The following is an 18201-nucleotide window of genomic DNA, read 5'->3' as shown; positions in this document are numbered from 1 at the left end:
CTCGCGGCTCTGTCACCGGTTGAACGCGCGGAATCGAGAATCCGTGGTGTCCTGTCCGGCCCCGATCACGGCATCCATGCCCGACGGCAGGGTCAGCTCGGATCGGCAGGCTTCGATCCCGCACCCGCCGCCGTCGAACGGCGCCGGTCCAGCCGCAGCAGCAGCCAGACCGTCGGCAGCGCCAGTGCCCACACCACCACGATCACCGACAGCGCGGGTGGGATGGCGACGCGCACATCGCGTCCTTCCACCCGCACCAGATCGGGGTCGGCGCGGTAGTACTCGACCCGGATCCGCTCGCCGGCGGTGAGGTTGGTCGGATACAGCACGCCGACCTTCGGATTGTGTGTCTCGCCGTCCGGTGTCACGTACATGACCGCCGAACGCAGCCTGCCTGCGGAGAGCACCTCCGCGCTGGTCACGCCCTTGTCCGAGCTGATCAGGTAGTCGTTGCGCCAGGCGGCGAGCACCAGCAGCACGACGAGGACGCTGATCACCGCCGCGGCCCAGAGCACGCCGATCCTGGCCCGCCGCAGCCGGTTCGACCGCCGATCAGACTGGCTGGTTTCCAACACCGCAACAGGCTACCGAGCGACTCGGATACGGTGTCGCGCATGTCCCGAAAATTCAGCTTCACCGTGCCTTACGCCGTCCCGGTCGAAGATCTTCACCGGGCACTCACCGACGACAAGGTCTGGCAGGCGCGTTTCGCCGACGCCGAGACCGCAACGCTCGACCTCTCGCACCCCGAGGGCGCGGGCACCATTCGCATCCATATGACCGAAAAGGCCGCGCAGGACAAGATTCCCAGCGTGGTGAGCAAGGTACTCAAGAGCGAGCTCATGCTCTCGCGCACTGACAACTGGCAGGCGCTCGCGGGCGAGGTCGCCAAGGGCACCTTCGAGGGCGCCACCGGCGGCATCACCACCGAGATGTCGGGCACCTACGAAATGCGTTCGACCGCAGAGGGTTCCGAGATCGAGGTGGTCGGCACCGTGCAGGTCAAGGTGCCGCTGGTCGGCGGCGCCATCGAACCGCTCGCCGAGCAGCTGCACCATCGGGTGCTCAACAGCGAGCGCAAGTTCATCGAGGAGTGGGTGGCCGCCCAGGCGACCGCCTGACTCCTGCTCACGCACGACCCGTTGCCCCGGCGCGCGCCGGGGCAACGGAACCCCTCGTCCGCTACTTGAAATCCTCGGGCGAGTACGCCTTCTTCTCCACCAGCACCAGCCAGTTCCCTGAGTTGTCCCGGACGATCGCCTCGGTGCCGTAGGGCCGCTCGGCCGGGGGCTGAATGAACTCGACGCCCTTGGCGGTGAGCTCCTCGAAGGTCTTCTGGCAGTTCTCGGTGCTCAGCCCGAGCGCGCCGTGCGTACCGTTGGCCAGGGCACGCGTGATGGCTTCGGTCAGGCCTTCGTCCAACGGTGGCCCCGGCACCATCAGGGTCACCTCGAGCTCCAGATGCGCGGGATGCGCGACGGTGACCCAGCGGAATCCGTTATCGCCCATGGTGACGTCCGCGGTCTCGACGAATCCCAGCTTGTCGATGTACCACTGCTTCGCTTCGTCCTGGTCGGTGACATACACGGTGACCAGGGAGACATTCGTAATCGTCGTCATGCGACCAAGGCTATGGGCCGGTGTTCGGGCCCGGCTTCTCCAAAATTGCGGGATCAGGAATCGCGTTTCCGGTCGCTGAGACCGTGCATGAATACGTAGCAGCCAGGAATATGCGGGGCCCCCGCGGCGAACTTGGCCTGGTACTCCGACGGTGTGACCCCGACCAGCTGGCGGAACTTGCTGCTGAACGAACCGAGGCTGCTGTACCCGACCAGCATGCACACCTCGGTCACCGTCACATTGCTCGACCGAAGCAGATCCTGTGCGCGCTCGATCCGGCGTTCGGTCAGATACGCGACCGGGGTGAGCCCGTAGACCGCGGCGAAGGCACGCAGAAAGTGATATTTGGAAACTCCAGCGGCAGCGGCCAATTCATCGAGGCGAAGCGGTTCGGCATAGTGCCGATCCGCGTGATCCTTGGCCCGTCGTAAATGCGGAAGCAAATACAGCGCGGGTAATCCACCGGACTGTTGTCCGCCCATGGCTGGAACCCTGTCGCGTGCGTCGATGGTCGGCAAACAAGGTTCAGCCTACCGTCGGCACTTCGGCGGGCCGGTGTGTCTCCATCGCAGGTCAGGCGAACGGCGGCAGGTCGTCGGCGCGCATGGACAGCCGGCCTGCGGCCCGCCATGCCCGCGCGGTCATGTCGACGTCCTCGTCGGTGACGAGATTGCCCATCACCCGAACCGCGGTGCGCTGCAAGTACTTCGACCGCATCACCGGCGGCCCGCCGAGCGGAACCATGCGCGGATGGGTGGCGAGTCCGGCGATCCGGCGGGCCACCGAGAAGGTGCGGCCGTAGCGGGCGCGCAGCAGCTCGGGCCAGATCGTGGTCAGGTCCGGCTCGTCGAGCAGCTCGGACAGCATGTGGCCGCCCTCGAGGCCGTAGTCGATGCCCTCGCCGTTCAGCGGGTTCACACAGCCCGCGGCGTCGCCGACCAGCACCCAGTTGCGTCCGGCCACATTCGACACCGCGCCGCCCATCGGCAGCAGCGCCGAGGCCACCGCTCGCAGCGACCCCTCGAACTCCCATTCGTCGAAGCGCAGCTTGGTGTAGTGCTCGAGCAGCGGCTTCAACGCGATGTGCGAGGGCCGCTGTTCGGTGGCCAGCGAGCCGACGCCGATATTGACCTCGCCGTTGCCGAGCGGGAACACCCAGCCGTAGCCGGGGACGAGCACGTTGTCGGCGTCGCGCAGTTCCAGATGCGAGGTGATCCACTGGTCGTCGCTGCGGCCGGACTTGATGTAGGCCCGCGCGGCGGTGCCGTAGGCGTACTGCCGGTGCCAGGTGCGGCCGAGCATTCGCCCGATCGGCGACCGCACGCCGTCGGCGACGATGAGCAGCGTGCAGTCGATGGTGTGTGTTCCGCTGGCGGTGCGCACCGACACGCCGGTGACCCGGTCGCCGTCGCGGGTGACATCGACCACCTTGGTGCCGTCGATCATCCGCGCGCCGGACTTCATCGCGGTCTCGCGCAGCTTGTCGTCGAGTTCGGTTCGTGGGACGGCACTTCCGTATGTCGGGAAGGAACCGGCGGGCCAGCTCAGCAAGGCTTCCTTGCCGAAGCCGGTCATCCTGAGCCCGTGGTTGACGATGTGTGCGCGCACCCAGTCGCCGAGGCCGAGGTGTTCCAGCTCGGCCGTCGCGCGGGGCGTCAGCCCATCGCCGCAGGTCTTGTCCCTGGGGAAGACGGCGGAGTCGAGGAGCACCACATCGCGTCCGGCCCGCGCCGCCCAGGCGGCCGACGCCGACCCGGCCGGGCCCGCACCGACGACGAGCACCTCGGCTCTGGTGGGCAGCGCGTCCTCGTCCGCGGGGGTGACTTCCGGTGAACCCATGGCATCAATACTTGCATCACCGGCCGCGCGGGCGATCGGGGCGCGGAGAAAATCGTGTGCGAAAGTGTCTGATACACCCCATAGTGACGGTGTTCATGGGGCTTCGGCTGGGGACACGCTAGGTTCTCTACCGTGGGGTCGGACGCATCGCTGGGAGAAGAAATGAGCACATCTGCTGTGAGTGAGGCGAGCACCGTGGTTGCCGGGGTCGATCTGGGTGACGTCGAGCTCGCGGCAATCGTGCGTAACCGCCTGGAAGAGGTCGAAAAGCTCCTGGTCGACGAGCTGTCCGACGGCGAGGAATTCCTGCAGGAGGCGGCGCTGCACCTGGCGAAGGCGGGTGGCAAGCGATTCCGTCCGCTGTTCACCGTGCTGACCGGCCAGCTCGGCCCGAACCCCACCGATCCCGCGCTGGTCACCGCGGGCACCGTGGTCGAACTGGTGCACCTGGCCACGCTGTACCACGACGACGTGATGGACGAGGCGACGATGCGCCGCGGCGCCCCGAGCGTGAATTCGCGCTGGGGCAACAACATCGCGATCCTGGCAGGCGACTATCTGTTCGCGCACGCCTCCCGGCTGACCTCAACGCTCGGCCCCGACGCGGTGCGGATCATCGCCGAGACCTTCGCCGAACTGGTCACCGGCCAGATGCGCGAGACCATGGGCGCCCGCGAATCCCAGGACCCGGTCGAGCATTACCTGCGCGTCGTCTGGGAGAAGACCGGTTCGCTGATCGCGGCCTCCGGTCGGTTCGGCGGCACCTTCTCCGGCGCGTCCGCCGAGCACGTCGAGCGGCTGGCCCGCCTCGGTGACGCGGTCGGCACCGCGTTCCAGATCTCCGACGACATCATCGACATCTCCTCGGCCGCCGAGCAGTCCGGCAAGACGCCGGGCACCGACCTGCGCGAGGGCGTGCACACTCTGCCGGTGCTGTACGCGCTGCGCGACGAGGGCGCCGACGGCGACCGGCTGCGCAAGCTGCTCGCCAGGCCGCTGGAAACCGACGCGGAGGTCGAGGAAGCGCTCGATCTGCTGTCCCGCTCGCACGGCATGGTGCTGGCCAAGGAGAAGCTGCAGGGCTACGCCGACATCGCGCACGCCGAACTGTCCGCGCTGCCCGCAGGCCCCGCCAACGATGCCCTCGAGCGCCTGGTCCGCTACACCATCGAGCGTGTCGGCTGAGTTCAGCGGAACTTTGGTTCGGGCTCCTATCGTTGATCCCGTGTAAAGCACTCAACGATCGGGGGAGTGGCGAGGGAGACGCTCTATGCACGGGCACGGTTACGCGAACGGGTTGAAGACGTTCGGCCTGATGGTCGGACTTTCGGCATTGATCGTTCTTGCCGGCGCAATGTTCCGTAGTCCGACGATCCTGGTCATCGCCATCCTGCTGGCCGTAGGCATGAACGCGTACGCGTATTTCAACAGCGACAAACTCGCGTTGAAAGCCATGCACGCACAGCCGGTGAGCGAGCTGGAAGCGCCGATGATCTACCGGATCGTGCGTGAGCTGGCGACCACCGCACGCCAGCCGATGCCACGGCTCTACATCAGCCCGACCAATGCCCCCAACGCCTTCGCGACCGGCCGCAGTCCTCGGCACGCCGCGGTCTGCTGTACCAGCGGCATTCTGCAGATCCTCGACGAGCGTGAGCTGCGCGCCGTGCTCGGCCACGAGCTATCGCACGTCTACAACCGCGACATCCTGATCTCCTCGGTCGCGGGCGCGCTGGCCGCGGTCATTTCCGGCCTGGCCAACCTGGCCTTCTTCGCCTCGGCGTTCGGCGGCAATCGCAACGGCGACGGCCCCAACATGCTCGGCGTGCTGCTCGTCTCGTTGCTCGGCCCGATCGCCGCGAGCCTGATCAAGCTTGCGGTGTCGCGCTCGCGGGAATACCAGGCGGACCAATCGGGCGCCGAGCTCACCGGCGACCCGCTCGCGCTGGCCTCGGCACTGCGCAAGCTGGAGCGCGGCGTGCAGGCCGCCCCCTTGCCTCCTGAGCCGCAATTGACCGCTCAGTCCCACCTGATGATCGCCAACCCGTTCCGGGCGGGCGAGCGGGCCGCTCGCTGGTTCTCCACCCACCCGCCGATGGCCGACCGGATCGCGCGGTTGGAGGAGATGGCAGGCGGGCCCAAGCGCCTCTGAATCATCGAAATCCGCACGGCCCCTAGCTCATTGCCGTGTAGTGCGATGAAATCACCTGTGGCGCAATCTAATCAGCGATAGTTGACGAACTGCAGCGCGATCCCGAAGTCCTCGCCCTTCAGCAGCGAGATGACGGCCTGAAGGTCGTCGCGCTTCTTGCTGCTCACCCGCAACTCCTCGCCCTGAATCTGCGCCTTCACACCCTTCGGGCCCTCGTCGCGGATCTTCTTGGAGATCTTCTTCGCGTGCTCGGTGTCGATGCCCTGCACCAGCGTGCCGGTGATCTTGTAGGTCTTGCCGGACGCGATCGGCTCGCCCGCGTCGAACGCCTTGAGCGAGATGTCGCGCCGAATCAGCTTCTCCTTGAACACATCCAGCGCCGCCTTGACCCGCTCCTCGGCCTCCGCCGTGAGCACGATCTTGTCCTCGCCCGACCATTCGATCGCCGCACCGGTGCCGCGGAAGTCGTAGCGGGTGGTCAGCTCCTTCTCGGCTTGATGCAGGGCATTGTCGACCTCCTGACGGTCGACCTTGCTGACGACATCGAAAGACGAATCGGCCACGCTGCGCTCCTGTTCCTCACGGTTCGACGGGTCACTTCACCGGAAAACCGGCACTCGACAGTTGTACCCGGAACTAGCACGCTAGTGTGCGCGCATGGCCGATAGCCAGCCGGTTTGCATTGAGGGCCGGGGTTGGATGTATTCTGCTTTTCGCGCCGAGAGCGCGACGGCAGATTGCCCGAGCGGCCAATGGGAGCGGACTGTAAATCCGTCGGCGAAAGCCTACGTAGGTTCGAATCCTACATCTGCCACCCGAAGCCCCCGTGGATCGACTTCGATCCACGGGGGCTTTCCCGTTGTCGGGGTCACCCATCGGGGTCCTGGCACCGCCCTCCGTCGGGGATGCGCGGGAAGGTCCGTCGAAAAGGCCTCCTGACCACCCGGTTTGGAGGTCGGACCAGTAAGTGTGTAACCTCGTTCAAGACTTCGCCGCGCCGGGGTCGAGTGTTCGGAGCCTGGTGCGGATGTAGTCATGCCCCCTTAGCTCAGTCGGCAGAGCGTTTCCATGGTAAGGAAAAGGTCAACGGTTCGATTCCGTTAGGGGGCTCGCCGGATTGCCGGTGGTGACCGACTCGGCATCTCCAAGCTTGGGCGCGGCACCACAGCAATGCGACCCCGTGGCGGTGTAGCTCAGTCGGTAGAGCAAACGACTCATAATCGTTGTGTCGCCGGTTCAAGTCCGGCCATCGCTACCAAAACCGATCAGACCATCTGGTTGACCCGAAAGAAGGAATATCGTGGCCGCGAAGTCCACCGATGTCCGGCCAAAGATCACCTTGGCCTGCGAGCAGTGCAAGCACCGCAACTACATCACCAAGAAGAACCGGCGCAACGACCCGGACCGGCTGGAACTGAAGAAGTTCTGCCCGAACTGCGGCACGCACCGGGGACACAAAGAATCCCGCTAGTCCGCCACGCGTGAATACTGCCGCGTGGATCGGCGCCGAGCGCGTGCGCGCACTCGGCAATCTCGGAACGTGCCAGTGCGAGGGCCGGACATTCGTCCGGCCCTGACGCATTTCCACGGTCGGGTGCGGTCAGTGAGTGAGCGTAGCGAGGAACTATCGTCACAGCCGCCACAGCGGTCACGACGAAACCGAGCGTCGAATGAGCCCGGTGAGTTTGTGATTGCTCCGCCGACTCCGGGTTCGGAGTCAGATAGGTACAGTCCTCCAGTGACAATCAACACCGGTACAGACGAAGCGGTTCAGGTGGCCGACATGTTCGACCCCGCAGCACACGCGGCCTCCATGGTGGGTCACCACTATCGCGTCGACGACTACTACGAAGTCGGCCGCGAGAAGGTGCGCGAATACGCGCGCGCCGTGCAGGACTACCACCCGGTGCACTGGGACGAGGACCTCGCGCAGGAGTACGGCTACGACGGCCTGCTCGCGCCGCTCACCTTCATCTCGCTGGTCGGAATCCTCGCGCAGCGCAAGCTGTTCGAGCAGATCGTCACCGGTTACGACCTGAGCCAGATCATGCAGACCGATCAGATCCTGGAATTCCACCGGCCGATCAGGGTCGGCGATCAGCTGGTCTGCGACGTGTACCTGCATTCGTTCCGGCAGGCCTTCGGCGGCGACATCATCGTCACCAAGAACATCGTCACCGCGCAGAACGACGAGCTGGTGCTCACCACCTACACCACGCTGATCGGCCGCAGCGGCGGCGATATCGACCCCAATCTCAATGACGCCGTGCGCAATGTGCTGATGCACGGCATCGGCGAAGACGCGCCGCAGCATCGTCCGCGCGCGGTGCAGGCCATCGCCGAGCCGACCCCGGTCGCCTCGGTGCCCGAGGTGGTGGCGAGCAAGCGCGCGCACAGCTTCGAGGACGTCACCGTCGGCGACGAACTTCCGGCGCGCACCGTCCGGCTGACCCGCGGCGATCTGGTGAACTACGCCGGTGTCTCCGGCGACGCCAACCCGATCCACTGGAGCGACGAGGTCACCAAGCTCGTCGGCCTGGATGACGTTGTCGCACACGGCATGCTGACCATGGGCCTCGGCGGCGGCTTCGTCACCTCGTGGCTCGGCGACCCCGGCGCGGTCAAGGAGTACAACGTCCGCTTCACCAGCCCGGTCTACGTCGGCACCGATGAGGCGGCCGAGATCGAGTACACCGGTAAGGTGAAGTCTGTGGATCCGGAGACGCGGACCGCGGTCGTCGCCATCGTGGCGAAGTCGGCGGGGCGCAAGATCTTCGGGCGCGCGACCGCGACCGTGCAGCTGGCCTGAAAACCGCGTGACCTGGTCGAGTGACCCTGATTAGCTAACGACGTGGACGGTGACGTACACTGAGGTTTCTGGGGTCACCAGCCGCTGCGCGCTGCTCTGTGGGGCTGGTTCCAGGCGAGCCTGAAAGGGATTCGCCAACGGGACCGGCAACTGCGAAAGCAGCGCGCGTGTTATGTCGCTGGCCGACACCGGAACCGCACAACTGAACATTGAACAGTGGTTGGACAGCCAACACGGATCCGACCGAAGGGGCGTAGCTCAACTGGCAGAGCAGCGGTCTCCAAAACCGCAGGTTGCAGGTTCAAGTCCTGTCGCCCCTGCCCTGGAATGCCAGCGACGAAAGGATCGACGTGAGCGACGAGCGGGACAATCGCCACGGCTCGCATGCGGCCGAGGACGAGGGCACCGCGGTGGCTCGGCCGAGCGGCAAGCGTTCCGCTCGGCGGACTCGCGGTGCATCGTCGGATACAGGTTCGATCGCCACACTCGATCGACCTTCGTCGCGTAGGGCAGCCAAGACCGATCGGGCCGAACGCGGTGGGACGGTCAATCCGTTCAAGCGTTTGATCAAGTTCCTGCGCGAGGTCGTCGCGGAACTGCGCAAGGTGATCTGGCCCAACCGGAAGCAGATGGTCACCTATACGACCGTTGTTCTGGTGTTCGTGGTCTTCATGGTCGCGTTCATCAGCGGGTTGGATGTGGCGTTCATCAAGGGTGTCAACTGGCTGTTCGGCTAGATCGACGCCGCCCGGCGCCAGCGACTCTCGCAGGTCGCTCGACAGGGCCAGACGCCGGCCGATCCGGGGCGGACACGGGTGGAAGTAATTCCGCCGCGCGCCCGGCCCCGGCACGCAGAGGATGTACGTGACGACACAGGAAGCGAGTGCCCCAGTGAGCACCCCGGAGAACGACACAAACGAAGAGTTCTCGGTCGATGAGCCGGTGGTGGATCCCACCATCGAGGCTGACGCGACCGACGAAGACTCCGAGGACGTGGACTCCGAGGGCTCGGTGGACGCCGAGGTCGAGAGCGCCGAAGCGGCCGCTCCGATCGACGCCGAGCCCGCCGATCCGGTCGCCGAGATGAAGTCGGCCCTGCGCCGCGCCCCTGGTGACTGGTACGTCATCCACTCCTACGCAGGCTACGAGAACAAGGTGAAGGCCAACCTCGAGACCCGCGTGCAGAACCTCGATCTCGAGGACTACATCTTCCAGGTCGAGGTGCCGACCGAAGAGGTCACCGAGATCAAGAACGGCCAGCGCAAGAACGTCAACCGCAAGGTGCTGCCGGGCTACATCCTGGTTCGGATGGAACTGAACGACGAGTCGTGGGGCGCGGTGCGCAACACCCCCGGCGTCACCGGTTTCGTCGGCGCCACCTCGCGCCCGTCGCCGCTGTCCATCGATGACGTGGTGAAGTTCCTGGTCCCGGCCGCGCAGCAGAAGAAGGCCGCGGCACCGGCCGGCGCCGCAGGCGCGGGCGAGTCCACCACCGAGTCGGTGTCCAAGCCTGCCATCGAGGTCGACTTCGAGGTCGGCGAGTCGGTGACCGTGATGGACGGCCCGTTCGCGACGCTGCCCGCCAGCATCTCCGAGGTCAACGCCGAGCAGCAGAAGCTCAAGGTGCTCGTGTCGATCTTCGGTCGCGAGACCCCGGTGGAGCTCGGCTTCACCCAGGTTGCGAAGATTTAAGACTGTTCGTCCTCGGCAGCGTGGAACAACTCTGCCGAGGATCGCAACACCAGGACTTGCAAAGAGCAAGGAAAACAGACACCTAGGAAAGAAAGATGCCCCCCAAGAAGAAGAAGCTCGCCGGGATCATCAAGCTTCAGATCCAGGCCGGCCAGGCGAACCCCGCCCCTCCGGTGGGTCCCGCGCTTGGTCAGCACGGCGTCAACATCATGGAGTTCTGCAAGGCGTACAACGCCGCGACCGAGTCGCAGCGTGGCAACGTCATTCCGGTCGAGATCTCGGTGTACGAGGATCGGTCGTTCGACTTCAAGCTGAAGACCCCGCCCGCCGCTCGGCTGCTGCTCAAGGCCGCCGGTGTGCAGAAGGGTTCGGCTGAGCCGCATCGCCTGAAGGTCGCGAAGGTCACCATGGACCAGGTCCGGGAGATCGCCAAGACCAAGCAGGAAGACCTGAACGCCAACGACATCGAGCAGGCCGCGAAGATCATCGCCGGTACCGCTCGCTCGATGGGTATCACCGTCGAAGGCTGAGCTCATCGCTCACAGGTGGGAGGGCCGGCCAGGCCCGATAACCACGGCTGAACCAGACAACTAAGGACAGAGAATTATGGCAAAACGAAGCAAGGCGTATCTCGCCGCGGCCGAGAAGGTCGATCGCGACAAGCTGTACTCCCCGCTCGCCGCAGCGCGGCTGGCCAAGGAGACCGCCACCACCAAGACCGACGCCACCGTCGAGGTTGCCGTTCGTCTCGGTGTGGATCCCCGCAAGGCTGACCAGATGGTCCGCGGCACCGTCAACCTGCCGCACGGCACCGGTAAGACCGCCCGCGTCATCGTGTTCGCGGCCGGCGAGAAGGCCGCCGAGGCCGAGGCCGCCGGTGCGGACGCCGTTGGCGCCGAGGACCTGATCGAGCGGATCCAGGGCGGCTGGCTGGACTTCGACGCCGCGATCGCCACCCCGGACCAGATGGCCAAGGTCGGCCGGATCGCGCGTGTCCTCGGCCCGCGTGGCCTGATGCCGAACCCGAAGACGGGCACGGTCACCACCGATGTGACCAAGGCCGTCAACGACATCAAGGGCGGCAAGATCAACTTCCGCGTCGACAAGCAGGCCAACCTGCACTTCGTCATCGGCAAGGCGTCCTTCGACGATGCCAAACTGGTGGAGAACTACGGTGCCGCGCTGGACGAGATCCTGCGTGTGAAGCCGTCGACCGCCAAGGGCCGCTACGTCAAGAAGGTGACGGTTTCGACGAACACCGGACCGGGCATCCCGGTGGACCCGAACCGCACCCGCAACCTCCTCGACGAGGATGCGACGCAGTAGCACCTGAATAAGTCCGCAAGGGCGGGAACGCGAATCGCGTTCCCGCCCTTGTGCGTTTCCGGACTAATCCAGGCGCGACAGTGGTTGGCTTGCAAGGTGACGGTTGTTCTGCTGATCTCCGGAAGCACGCGCAGTGCTTCGACCAACACCGCCGCACTGCGCACGGTCGAGGCACTCGCCCCCGACACCGTCGACATCCGGTGGTTCGACGGGCTCGCCGAGCTGCCCGCGTTCAACCCCGACGACGACGGCACCGGTCACCCCTCGGTTCTCGCACTGCGCGAACAGCTTTCGCAGGCGGACGCGGTGTTGTTCTGCACCCCTGAATATGCGGGCACCCTGCCGGGCAGCCTCAAGAACCTGCTGGATTGGACCGTCGGCAATGCCGATCTGTACGAGAAGCCGACCGGGTGGATCAATGCCGCCGCACAGGGTCGCGGCGAAGGTGCCGCCGCGACCCTGGCGCTGGTGCTCGGTTATGTGGGAGCCGATTTCGACCCTGACAGTTGCGCCAGGTTGCCCGTCGCCCGCGATGCGGTAGGACCGGACGGCCTGGTCGCCACCACCGAATTCCGTAGCGGCGCACTCGAAACGCTGACCAAGCTGGTGGCCAGGGTCGCGGTCTGACGAAGGGCCGTCAGGCCGCCGGGTCCTTGTCGGCTTCGGACTTGTCCCGCCAGGCCAGCAGGACCGACTCGCCTTCCGGCACGCCCCACGGCAGGAAGACGGCCACGATGACCGCGCACGTCACGACGGCGCCCGCCGCGACAAGCGACGCAGTGTGCGAGCCCTGCAGTGCCGCTGTTTTCATTGCGACGATCAGGTTCTCGCGCTGGGTCTCGAAGAACGGGGCGAGCGGGCGCTTGCGAAGCTCGAGCACGCTGAGCGGGCTCGCCTGTACCAGCTCTTTCTCTTTGGTGGACATCATCGTGGTGGGGATGGTCTCGATCCGCGGTGCGATTCGCGTCGTGTAGTACGACGCCACAATGGATCCGAGCACCGCCACGCCGAGGGTGCCGCCGATCTCGCGGGTGGTGTCGTTGACCGCCGAACCCGCGCCCGCTTCGTTCAATGGCAGTGAACCCATGATGGATTCGGTCGCGGGCCCCTGAACGATGCCGACGCCCATCGCCATGAACACCATGGCGGGCAGCACATCGGTGACGTACGGGCTGTCCACCGTGACCTGACCGCCGAGATAAAGCCCGAGCCCGCTGATCAACAGGCCGAAAGCGATGACCGGTGCGGTCCCGAACCGCTGCGAGAGCAGGGTCGCGACCGGTGCGCCCACCGCCACCGAGAATGCGAAAGGCAGTGAGGCGATACCGAATTCGAGCGGCGTGTATTCACGAACGCCTTGGAAGTACTGGGTGATCAGGAAAAGGAACCCGAACATCGAGAAGTAACCGATCGCGATGGCCAAGGAGGGCATGGAGAATCGCCGATTGCGGAACAGCCGCATGTTGAGAATCGGTGAGTGCGTGCGCAATTCCCAGAGGACGAAGGCGATGACAAGTGCGGCGCCGAGCGCGCCGGTACCGAGCGTGGTTGCCGAGAGCCAGCCGAAGCGCGGTGCCTCGATGATGGACCACACAACGAGCGTGATGCCCGCGATGGACAGCACGATGCCGAGCACGTCGAGCCGCCCGACGTTGGTGGAGCGTGACTCGGGCACCCAGATCCTGGTGGCGACGAGGGCGATGAGCGCCAACGGCACATTGATCCAGAAGACCGAGTGCCAGGAGAAATGCTCGAGCAGCCAACCGCCCGAGATCGGGCCGATCGCAATGGCGAAGCCCGCCATGGCTGTCCACGCGCCGATCGCGAGTCCGCGTTCGCGGCGGTCGTGGAAGATATTGATGATCAGGGCGAGCGTCGCGGGGAAGACCGCCGCCGCGAACACGCCCATCGCGGCGCGCGCGGCGATGACGCCGCCCATGGATCCGGACAGCGCGCCCGCGACCGACATCGCGCCGACGCCGACCAGGCCGATCATCATGACCCGGCGGCGGCCGAGCCGGTCGCCCAGGTTGCCGAAGGCGAGCAGTAGTCCGGCGAACGTCAGGGTGTACGCATCGACGACCCATTGCAGGCCGCTGATACCGGTTTCGAGCTCCACCCCGATCGAGGGCAGGGCGACGTTGACGATGGTGTTGTCGAGGACGACAAGCAGTTCGGCCAGGCAGATCACGGCCAAGGCGAGAAAGCGCTGGTTACGCCGTTCCAGCAGCACCGGTGGATCGACTATGGAGGTTGCCATAGTTCAGCAGTCAAACAGTAACTGTCACCGTTGGTAACATCTTAAAGGGGCGATCTCGGACACATCTGCCACCTTGCTGTGACCCAGCTCATAACGCAGAGGTATCTCGACGGCCTCGATTTCCGTTGCCCCGACCCCGTTTTGGCAGATGGCGGGTGGTCCAGGTACAGTGGGCGGAAGTAATCGACAAGTTCGATGACTACCCAATTCGTTCTACCGAAGACCGTTGGTCGCTGCGCTCATTCGAGTGCAGTCGAAGGTCCGGCCACATTGCCGGCGGCCCACGCAGGGAGAGTCGAGGCTGGGGAACCCGATCCGGGTGATGAGTCCGGATCGATGATTCCTGTTTGCGCCCCGAGACGCCCTGCGTCCGGGGCGTTAGTTTTGTCGGCTGGCCCTTTCGAGCGACCTGCAAGCAGTCGCAAGCGCGGTCCCTGATCGGTAGTTCGCTACGAACCGACCATCAGAGAGGAGGCGAAGTATGGCAAAACCCGAGAAGGTCACTGCGGTCGAGGAGATCGCGGAGCAGTTCAAGAGCTCGACCGCCACCGTTGTCACGGAATACCGTGGTCTTTCGGTCGGCAAGCTCACCGAGCTGCGGCGTGCGCTCGGCGCCGACGCCACGTACTCCGTCGCCAAGAACACCCTGGTCAAGCGCGCGGCCGCCGAGGCGGGCGTCGAAGGCCTGGATGACTTGTTCGTCGGACCGACCGCGATCACCTTCATCAGCGGTGAGCCGGTCAACGCGGCGAAGGCCCTCAAGACCTTCGCGAAGGACAACAAGGCGCTCATCATCAAGGGCGGCTACATGGACGGCGCTGCGCTGTCCGTGTCCGAGGTCGAGAAGATCGCCGACCTGGAGTCCCGCGAGGTCCTGCTGGCCAAGCTGGCCGGCGCGATGAAGGGCAACATGGCGAAGGCCGCCGGTCTGTTCAACGCTCCCGCTTCGCAGGTGGCTCGCCTTGCCGCCGCACTGCTGGAGAAGCGACAGGCCGAAGCCGGTGGCGAAGCCGCTGCCGCCGAATAACCCGCTACGGGTGATTCGCGCGCGAACGCCCCACGCAGACAACAACTACCGAAAGGACAACAATCATGGCCAACGTTGACGAACTGCTGGAGACCTTCGGCAGCATGACCCTGCTCGAGCTGTCGGACTTCGTCAAGAAGTTCGAAGAGAAGTTCGAGGTCACCGCGGCTGCTCCCGTCGCCGTCGCCGCCGTCGGTGGCGCTGCCGCCGCGGTTGACGCCGTGGAGGAGCAGGACGAGTTCGACGTCATCCTCGAGGGTGCGGGCGAGAAGAAGATCCAGGTCATCAAGGTGGTCCGTGAGATCGTCTCCGGCCTGGGCCTGAAGGAAGCCAAGGACCTGGTCGAGGGTGCCCCGAAGCCGATCCTGGAGAAGGTCGCCAAGGATGCCGCCGAGGCAGCCAAGGCGAAGCTGGAAGAAGCCGGCGCCAAGGTTTCGGTCAAGTAATTCCCGACCGTAATCGCCGACGGGCGGTCCCCTCCGGGGGACCGCCCGTTTGCTATTTCTGTGGACCTGCGCCAACAATCCGGAAATAGTGAGTGAAACGGGGTTACTCTTCAGTCAGGTAGGGGTGTGAACCGTCTGGGTCATGGGATACAGTGGCCGGACCCACTGTGACGTGACACACCGCGGGACCGAGCACGCGGTTCGCCGGTGGGCCAGCTCGCTGAGAAATTGTGGAGGTAGGCGTGGGCGTCGAGGTCAGGACCGAGGGTGTTACCAAGTCCTTCGGTTCGCAGCGAATTTGGCAGGATGTGTCCCTGACTTTGCCGTCCGGCGAGGTCAGCGCCCTGCTCGGCCCATCGGGTACCGGTAAATCGGTCTTCCTGAAGTCGCTCATCGGGCTACTGCGTCCAGAACGCGGCTCGATTTATATCGGCGATACGGACATCACCACCTGCTCCAACAAGGAGCTCTACGAGATTCGCAAGCTCTTCGGCGTGCTGTTCCAGGACGGTGCGCTGTTCGGCTCGATGAATCTTTTCGACAATGTCGCGTTTCCGCTTCGTGAACACACAAAGAAGACGGAATCCGAGATCAAGAAGATCGTCATGGAGAAGCTGGAGCTGACCGGTCTGCTCGGGGCCGAAGGCAAGCTGCCCGGCGAGATCTCCGGCGGTATGCGCAAGCGAGCAGGCCTGGCCCGCGCGCTCGTGCTCGACCCGCAGATCATCCTCGTCGACGAGCCGGACTCCGGCCTCGACCCGGTGCGTACCTCCTACTTGAGCCAGCTGCTCATCGACATCAACGCGCAGATCGACGCCACGATCCTGATCGTCACGCACAACATCAACCTGGCCCGCACCGTGCCCGACAACATCGGCATGCTGTTCCGTCGCCAGCTGGTCATGTTCGGCCCGCGCGAGGTGCTGCTCACCTCGGACGAGCCGGTGGTCAAGCAGTTCCTCAACGGCCGCATGCAGGGTCCGATCGGCATGTCCGAAGAGAAGGACGAGGCCCAGATGGCGCGCGAGCAGGCGATGTTCGACGCAGGCCATCACCACGGCGGCGCCGAAGAGGTCGAGGGCATCATCCCGCAGATGCAGGCAACTCCCGGCATGCCGGTGCGGCAGGCCGTCATCCGCCGCAAAGAGCGGGTTCGCGAGATCATGCACACCCTGCCGCACGCGGCCCAGGTGGCGATTCGTGAGTCACTTGCGCAGAACGACGAGACGCAGGTGATGGCGTACAACAACAGCGACCTGGGTAGTTACCAGGGCGGCGCGTACGACACCACCACTCGACACAACACAACTAACGGGTAACATCTGCGTTCGTGAACTCCACACTGGCGCGATTGCGGACTCCATTGGAGTCGGGATTTGCCCAGGCCGGCAACATCTTCGCGCTCTTCGTCGACGTCTTGCGCAAGATGTTTCGCCGGCCCTTCGAGTGGCGGGAGTTCATCGAGCAGTCGTGGTTCATCGCGAGTGTGTCGATCTTGCCCAGCGCACTCGTCGCTATCCCGTTCGGTGCGGTCGTCGCGCTGCAGACCGGCTCGTTGATCAAGCAGCTCGGCGCCGAATCCTTCACCGGTGCAACGAGCGTGCTTGCCACGGTGCAGCAGGCCGCGCCGGTGGTCACGGCGCTGATCATCGCCGGTGCCGCCGGGTCCGCGGTCGCCGCCGACCTCGGTTCGCGCACCATCCGTGAGGAGATCGACGCGCTCGAGGTGCTCGGCGTCGATCCGGTGCGCAAGCTGGTTGTCCCGCGCGTGCTCGGCATGACGCTGGTCGCGCTGCTGCTGAACGGCCTGGTTTCGGTGGTCGGCATCGCCGGTGGCTACTTCTTCAACGTGTTGTTGCAGGGTGGCACCCCGGGCGCTTACCTCGCCTCGTTCTCCGCGCTCGCCCAGCTCCCCGACCTGTGGATCGGCGAAATCAAGGCGCTGGTCTTCGGTTTGATCGCCGGCGTGATCGCCGCGTACAAGGGACTGCATCCCAAGGGCGGCCCGAAAGGAGTAGGTGACGCGGTGAATCAATCGGTGGTGATCACGTTCCTCGTGCTGTTCTTCGTCAACCTCATCCTCACCCTGGTGTATCTGCAGGTCGTCCCGGCCAAGGGCGCCTGACCGGTGGCCACCCAGTACCGTCACCCGATCATCGCCAAGTCCGTGCGCCGCACGGGTGAGGTCATGCGCGCACCCTTGAAGGTGATCGATCGCGCGGGCCATCAGATGTCGTTCTATTCGCGTGCCATCGCGTGGATTCCGCGCACCGTGGTCCGCTACCGCAAGGAGGTCATGCGGCTGCTCGCCGAGGTGACTTTCGGCAGCGGCGCGCTCGCGGTGATCGGCGGCACCATCGGCGTCATCGTGTTCATGTCCGGATCGGTCGGCGTTGTCGTCGGCCTGCAGGGCTTCAAGGCGCTGGACGCGCTCGGCAGTTCGGTGCTGACCGGCTTCCTCACCGCCTACATCAATACGCGGGAAATCGCGCCGCTGGTCGCGGCTTTGGCGTTGTCGGCGACGGTGGGCTGTGGCTTCACCGCGCAGCTCGGCGCCATGCGGATTTCCGAGGAGATCGACGCGCTCGAGGTGATGGCGGTGCCCGGTGTGCCGTTCCTCGTCTCCACCAGGGTGATCGCCGGTTTCCTCGCGGTGATCCCGCTCTACGTCGTCGGCCTGCTCGGCACTTTCCTGGCGTCCCGGATGATCAGCATCTGGTTCAACGGCCAGTCCAGCGGTTCCTACGATCACTACTTCAGCTTGTTCCTACCGCCTGAGGACGTGCTCTATTCGTTCCTCAAGGTGCTGGTGTTCGCCTTCGTGATCATCATGGTGCACTGCTACTACGGTTTTCACGCCACCGGCGGGCCCGCGGGCGTCGGCGTCGCGGTCGGTCGCGCGGTGCGTGCGGCGATCGTATTGGTGAACGTGCTCGACTTCTTCCTGAGCCTGGCGATCTGGGGGACGACTACGACCGTGCGGGTGGCGGGATGAATACGGCATCGCGTAGCGATTCAGTGAGGGGTGGT

General features: G+C 65.2%; 21 protein-coding genes and 4 tRNA genes. 19 read left to right on the top strand and 6 right to left on the bottom strand.

Translation table 11 applies throughout. From position 1 onward, the window contains the following. Positions 1 to 92: 92 nt before the first annotated feature. Positions 93 to 575 (bottom strand): DUF3592 domain-containing protein, encoded by a 483-nt coding sequence (locus NA11_RS05150; RefSeq protein WP_069160583.1) that lies wholly within the window; start codon positions 573 to 575, stop codon positions 93 to 95. Between the two features lie 39 nt (positions 576 to 614). Between NA11_RS05150 and NA11_RS05145 the strand changes: the two genes are divergently transcribed. Beyond that, positions 615 to 1121 (top strand): DUF2505 domain-containing protein, encoded by a 507-nt coding sequence (locus tag NA11_RS05145; RefSeq protein WP_069160582.1) that lies wholly within the window; start codon positions 615 to 617, stop codon positions 1119 to 1121. Between the two features lie 61 nt (positions 1122 to 1182). On the opposite strand, the gene NA11_RS05140 is transcribed toward NA11_RS05145, so the two are convergent. The 3 genes from NA11_RS05140 to NA11_RS05130 form a co-directional block, all read right to left on the bottom strand. Then, the gene (locus NA11_RS05140; protein ID WP_069160581.1) at positions 1183 to 1620 is read right to left on the bottom strand and encodes a VOC family protein; all 438 of its coding nucleotides are present in this window, start codon (positions 1618 to 1620) and stop codon (positions 1183 to 1185) included. Positions 1621 to 1673: 53 nt separating this feature from the next. Next, entirely contained in the window at positions 1674 to 2102 is a 429-nt protein-coding gene (locus NA11_RS05135; RefSeq protein ID WP_069160580.1) for a helix-turn-helix domain-containing protein, read from the bottom strand. Positions 2103 to 2193: 91 nt separating this feature from the next. Next, a complete protein-coding gene (locus NA11_RS05130; RefSeq protein WP_069160579.1) occupies positions 2194 to 3459 on the bottom strand; it encodes a geranylgeranyl reductase family protein in 1266 nt (421 codons plus the stop codon). 162 nt (positions 3460 to 3621) lie between these two features. On the opposite strand from NA11_RS05130, the gene NA11_RS05125 reads away from it, so the two are divergent. Next, positions 3622 to 4644, top strand: a complete 1023-nt coding sequence (locus tag NA11_RS05125; protein ID WP_069160578.1) for a polyprenyl synthetase family protein — start codon at positions 3622 to 3624, stop codon at positions 4642 to 4644. Between the two features lie 85 nt (positions 4645 to 4729). After that, complete coding sequence (htpX, locus tag NA11_RS05120; RefSeq protein ID WP_069160577.1) at positions 4730 to 5611, top strand: zinc metalloprotease HtpX; 882 nt, start codon at positions 4730 to 4732, stop codon at positions 5609 to 5611. 71 nt (positions 5612 to 5682) lie between these two features. Here htpX and NA11_RS05115 read toward each other — a convergent pair whose 3' ends face one another. Further along, positions 5683 to 6174, bottom strand: coding sequence for a YajQ family cyclic di-GMP-binding protein (locus NA11_RS05115; RefSeq protein ID WP_069160576.1), 492 nt, complete (start codon positions 6172 to 6174; stop codon positions 5683 to 5685). A 168-nt stretch (positions 6175 to 6342) separates the two neighbouring features. On the opposite strand from NA11_RS05115, the gene NA11_RS05110 reads away from it, so the two are divergent. The 11 genes from NA11_RS05110 to NA11_RS05060 all read left to right on the top strand — a co-directional run bounded on the left by NA11_RS05110 (position 6343) and on the right by NA11_RS05060 (position 12065). Beyond that, a tRNA-Tyr gene (locus tag NA11_RS05110) sits at positions 6343 to 6425 on the top strand. A gap of 223 nt (positions 6426 to 6648) precedes the next feature. Continuing rightward, positions 6649 to 6721: transfer RNA gene (locus tag NA11_RS05105), tRNA-Thr, on the top strand. 72 nt (positions 6722 to 6793) lie between these two features. Next, a tRNA-Met gene (locus NA11_RS05100) sits at positions 6794 to 6869 on the top strand. 42 nt (positions 6870 to 6911) lie between these two features. Continuing rightward, the gene (gene rpmG / locus NA11_RS05095; RefSeq protein ID WP_014988500.1) at positions 6912 to 7082 is read left to right on the top strand and encodes a 50S ribosomal protein L33; all 171 of its coding nucleotides are present in this window, start codon (positions 6912 to 6914) and stop codon (positions 7080 to 7082) included. Positions 7083 to 7355: 273 nt separating this feature from the next. After that, on the top strand, positions 7356 to 8420 hold the full coding sequence (locus NA11_RS05090) for a fused (3R)-hydroxyacyl-ACP dehydratase subunits HadA/HadB (RefSeq protein WP_084654213.1): 1065 nt from the start codon (positions 7356 to 7358) through the stop codon (positions 8418 to 8420). 247 nt (positions 8421 to 8667) lie between these two features. Further along, positions 8668 to 8740, top strand: a tRNA-Trp gene (locus NA11_RS05085). A gap of 30 nt (positions 8741 to 8770) precedes the next feature. Beyond that, a complete protein-coding gene (gene secE, locus NA11_RS05080) occupies positions 8771 to 9157 on the top strand; it encodes a preprotein translocase subunit SecE (RefSeq protein WP_069160575.1) in 387 nt (128 codons plus the stop codon). A gap of 154 nt (positions 9158 to 9311) precedes the next feature. After that, positions 9312 to 10112, top strand: coding sequence for a transcription termination/antitermination protein NusG (gene nusG, locus NA11_RS05075; protein WP_069160574.1), 801 nt, complete (start codon positions 9312 to 9314; stop codon positions 10110 to 10112). Between the two features lie 95 nt (positions 10113 to 10207). Continuing rightward, entirely contained in the window at positions 10208 to 10642 is a 435-nt protein-coding gene (rplK, locus tag NA11_RS05070) for a 50S ribosomal protein L11 (protein WP_069160573.1), read from the top strand. 76 nt (positions 10643 to 10718) lie between these two features. Next, positions 10719 to 11438 (top strand): 50S ribosomal protein L1, encoded by a 720-nt coding sequence (rplA, locus tag NA11_RS05065; protein WP_069160572.1) that lies wholly within the window; start codon positions 10719 to 10721, stop codon positions 11436 to 11438. 96 nt (positions 11439 to 11534) lie between these two features. Beyond that, complete coding sequence (locus NA11_RS05060; RefSeq protein ID WP_069160571.1) at positions 11535 to 12065, top strand: NADPH-dependent FMN reductase; 531 nt, start codon at positions 11535 to 11537, stop codon at positions 12063 to 12065. Between the two features lie 10 nt (positions 12066 to 12075). Here the strand turns inward: NA11_RS05060 and NA11_RS05055 are convergent, their stop codons facing one another. Then, on the bottom strand, positions 12076 to 13698 hold the full coding sequence (locus tag NA11_RS05055; RefSeq protein ID WP_069160570.1) for an MFS transporter: 1623 nt from the start codon (positions 13696 to 13698) through the stop codon (positions 12076 to 12078). Between the two features lie 481 nt (positions 13699 to 14179). On the opposite strand from NA11_RS05055, the gene rplJ reads away from it, so the two are divergent. The 5 genes from rplJ (at position 14180) to NA11_RS05030 (ending at position 18166) form a co-directional block, all read left to right on the top strand. Then, entirely contained in the window at positions 14180 to 14725 is a 546-nt protein-coding gene (rplJ, locus tag NA11_RS05050; RefSeq protein ID WP_069160569.1) for a 50S ribosomal protein L10, read from the top strand. Positions 14726 to 14790: 65 nt separating this feature from the next. Further along, entirely contained in the window at positions 14791 to 15171 is a 381-nt protein-coding gene (gene rplL, locus NA11_RS05045) for a 50S ribosomal protein L7/L12 (protein WP_069160568.1), read from the top strand. Between the two features lie 242 nt (positions 15172 to 15413). Continuing rightward, positions 15414 to 16490 carry an ABC transporter ATP-binding protein gene (locus NA11_RS05040; RefSeq protein ID WP_174567660.1) on the top strand — a complete coding sequence of 359 codons (1077 nt, stop codon included), beginning with the start codon at positions 15414 to 15416 and terminating at the stop codon, positions 16488 to 16490. Positions 16491 to 16597: 107 nt separating this feature from the next. After that, positions 16598 to 17296: an MlaE family ABC transporter permease gene (locus NA11_RS05035; RefSeq protein WP_245745736.1), complete on the top strand. Its 699-nt coding sequence runs from the start codon at positions 16598 to 16600 to the stop codon at positions 17294 to 17296. A gap of 63 nt (positions 17297 to 17359) precedes the next feature. Next, on the top strand, positions 17360 to 18166 hold the full coding sequence (locus NA11_RS05030) for an MlaE family ABC transporter permease (protein WP_141717436.1): 807 nt from the start codon (positions 17360 to 17362) through the stop codon (positions 18164 to 18166). Positions 18167 to 18201 lie beyond the last annotated feature (35 nt).

This window comes from Nocardia altamirensis NBRC 108246 (genome assembly GCF_001612685.1).
Lineage (GTDB): Bacteria > Actinomycetota > Actinomycetes > Mycobacteriales > Mycobacteriaceae > Nocardia > Nocardia altamirensis.
The sequence above is the reverse complement of the archived record's forward strand: the minus strand, read 5'-3'. Positions and strand labels throughout refer to the sequence as shown.

Coding starts and splice junctions, on each gene's coding strand:
- rplA (WP_069160572.1), top strand. CDS start 10,719: ATGGCAAAACGAAGCAAGGCGTATCTCGCCGCGGCCGAGAAGGTCGAT.
- NA11_RS05055 (WP_069160570.1), bottom strand. CDS start 13,698: ATGGCAACCTCCATAGTCGATCCACCGGTGCTGCTGGAACGGCGTAAC.
- NA11_RS05140 (WP_069160581.1), bottom strand. CDS start 1,620: ATGACGACGATTACGAATGTCTCCCTGGTCACCGTGTATGTCACCGAC.
- NA11_RS05145 (WP_069160582.1), top strand. CDS start 615: ATGTCCCGAAAATTCAGCTTCACCGTGCCTTACGCCGTCCCGGTCGAA.
- NA11_RS05130 (WP_069160579.1), bottom strand. CDS start 3,459: ATGGGTTCACCGGAAGTCACCCCCGCGGACGAGGACGCGCTGCCCACC.
- htpX (WP_069160577.1), top strand. CDS start 4,730: ATGCACGGGCACGGTTACGCGAACGGGTTGAAGACGTTCGGCCTGATG.
- rplK (WP_069160573.1), top strand. CDS start 10,208: ATGCCCCCCAAGAAGAAGAAGCTCGCCGGGATCATCAAGCTTCAGATC.
- rplL (WP_069160568.1), top strand. CDS start 14,791: ATGGCCAACGTTGACGAACTGCTGGAGACCTTCGGCAGCATGACCCTG.
- NA11_RS05125 (WP_069160578.1), top strand. CDS start 3,622: ATGAGCACATCTGCTGTGAGTGAGGCGAGCACCGTGGTTGCCGGGGTC.
- NA11_RS05135 (WP_069160580.1), bottom strand. CDS start 2,102: ATGGGCGGACAACAGTCCGGTGGATTACCCGCGCTGTATTTGCTTCCG.
- rplJ (WP_069160569.1), top strand. CDS start 14,180: ATGGCAAAACCCGAGAAGGTCACTGCGGTCGAGGAGATCGCGGAGCAG.
- NA11_RS05030 (WP_141717436.1), top strand. CDS start 17,360: ATGCGCGCACCCTTGAAGGTGATCGATCGCGCGGGCCATCAGATGTCG.
- NA11_RS05035 (WP_245745736.1), top strand. CDS start 16,598: ATGTTTCGCCGGCCCTTCGAGTGGCGGGAGTTCATCGAGCAGTCGTGG.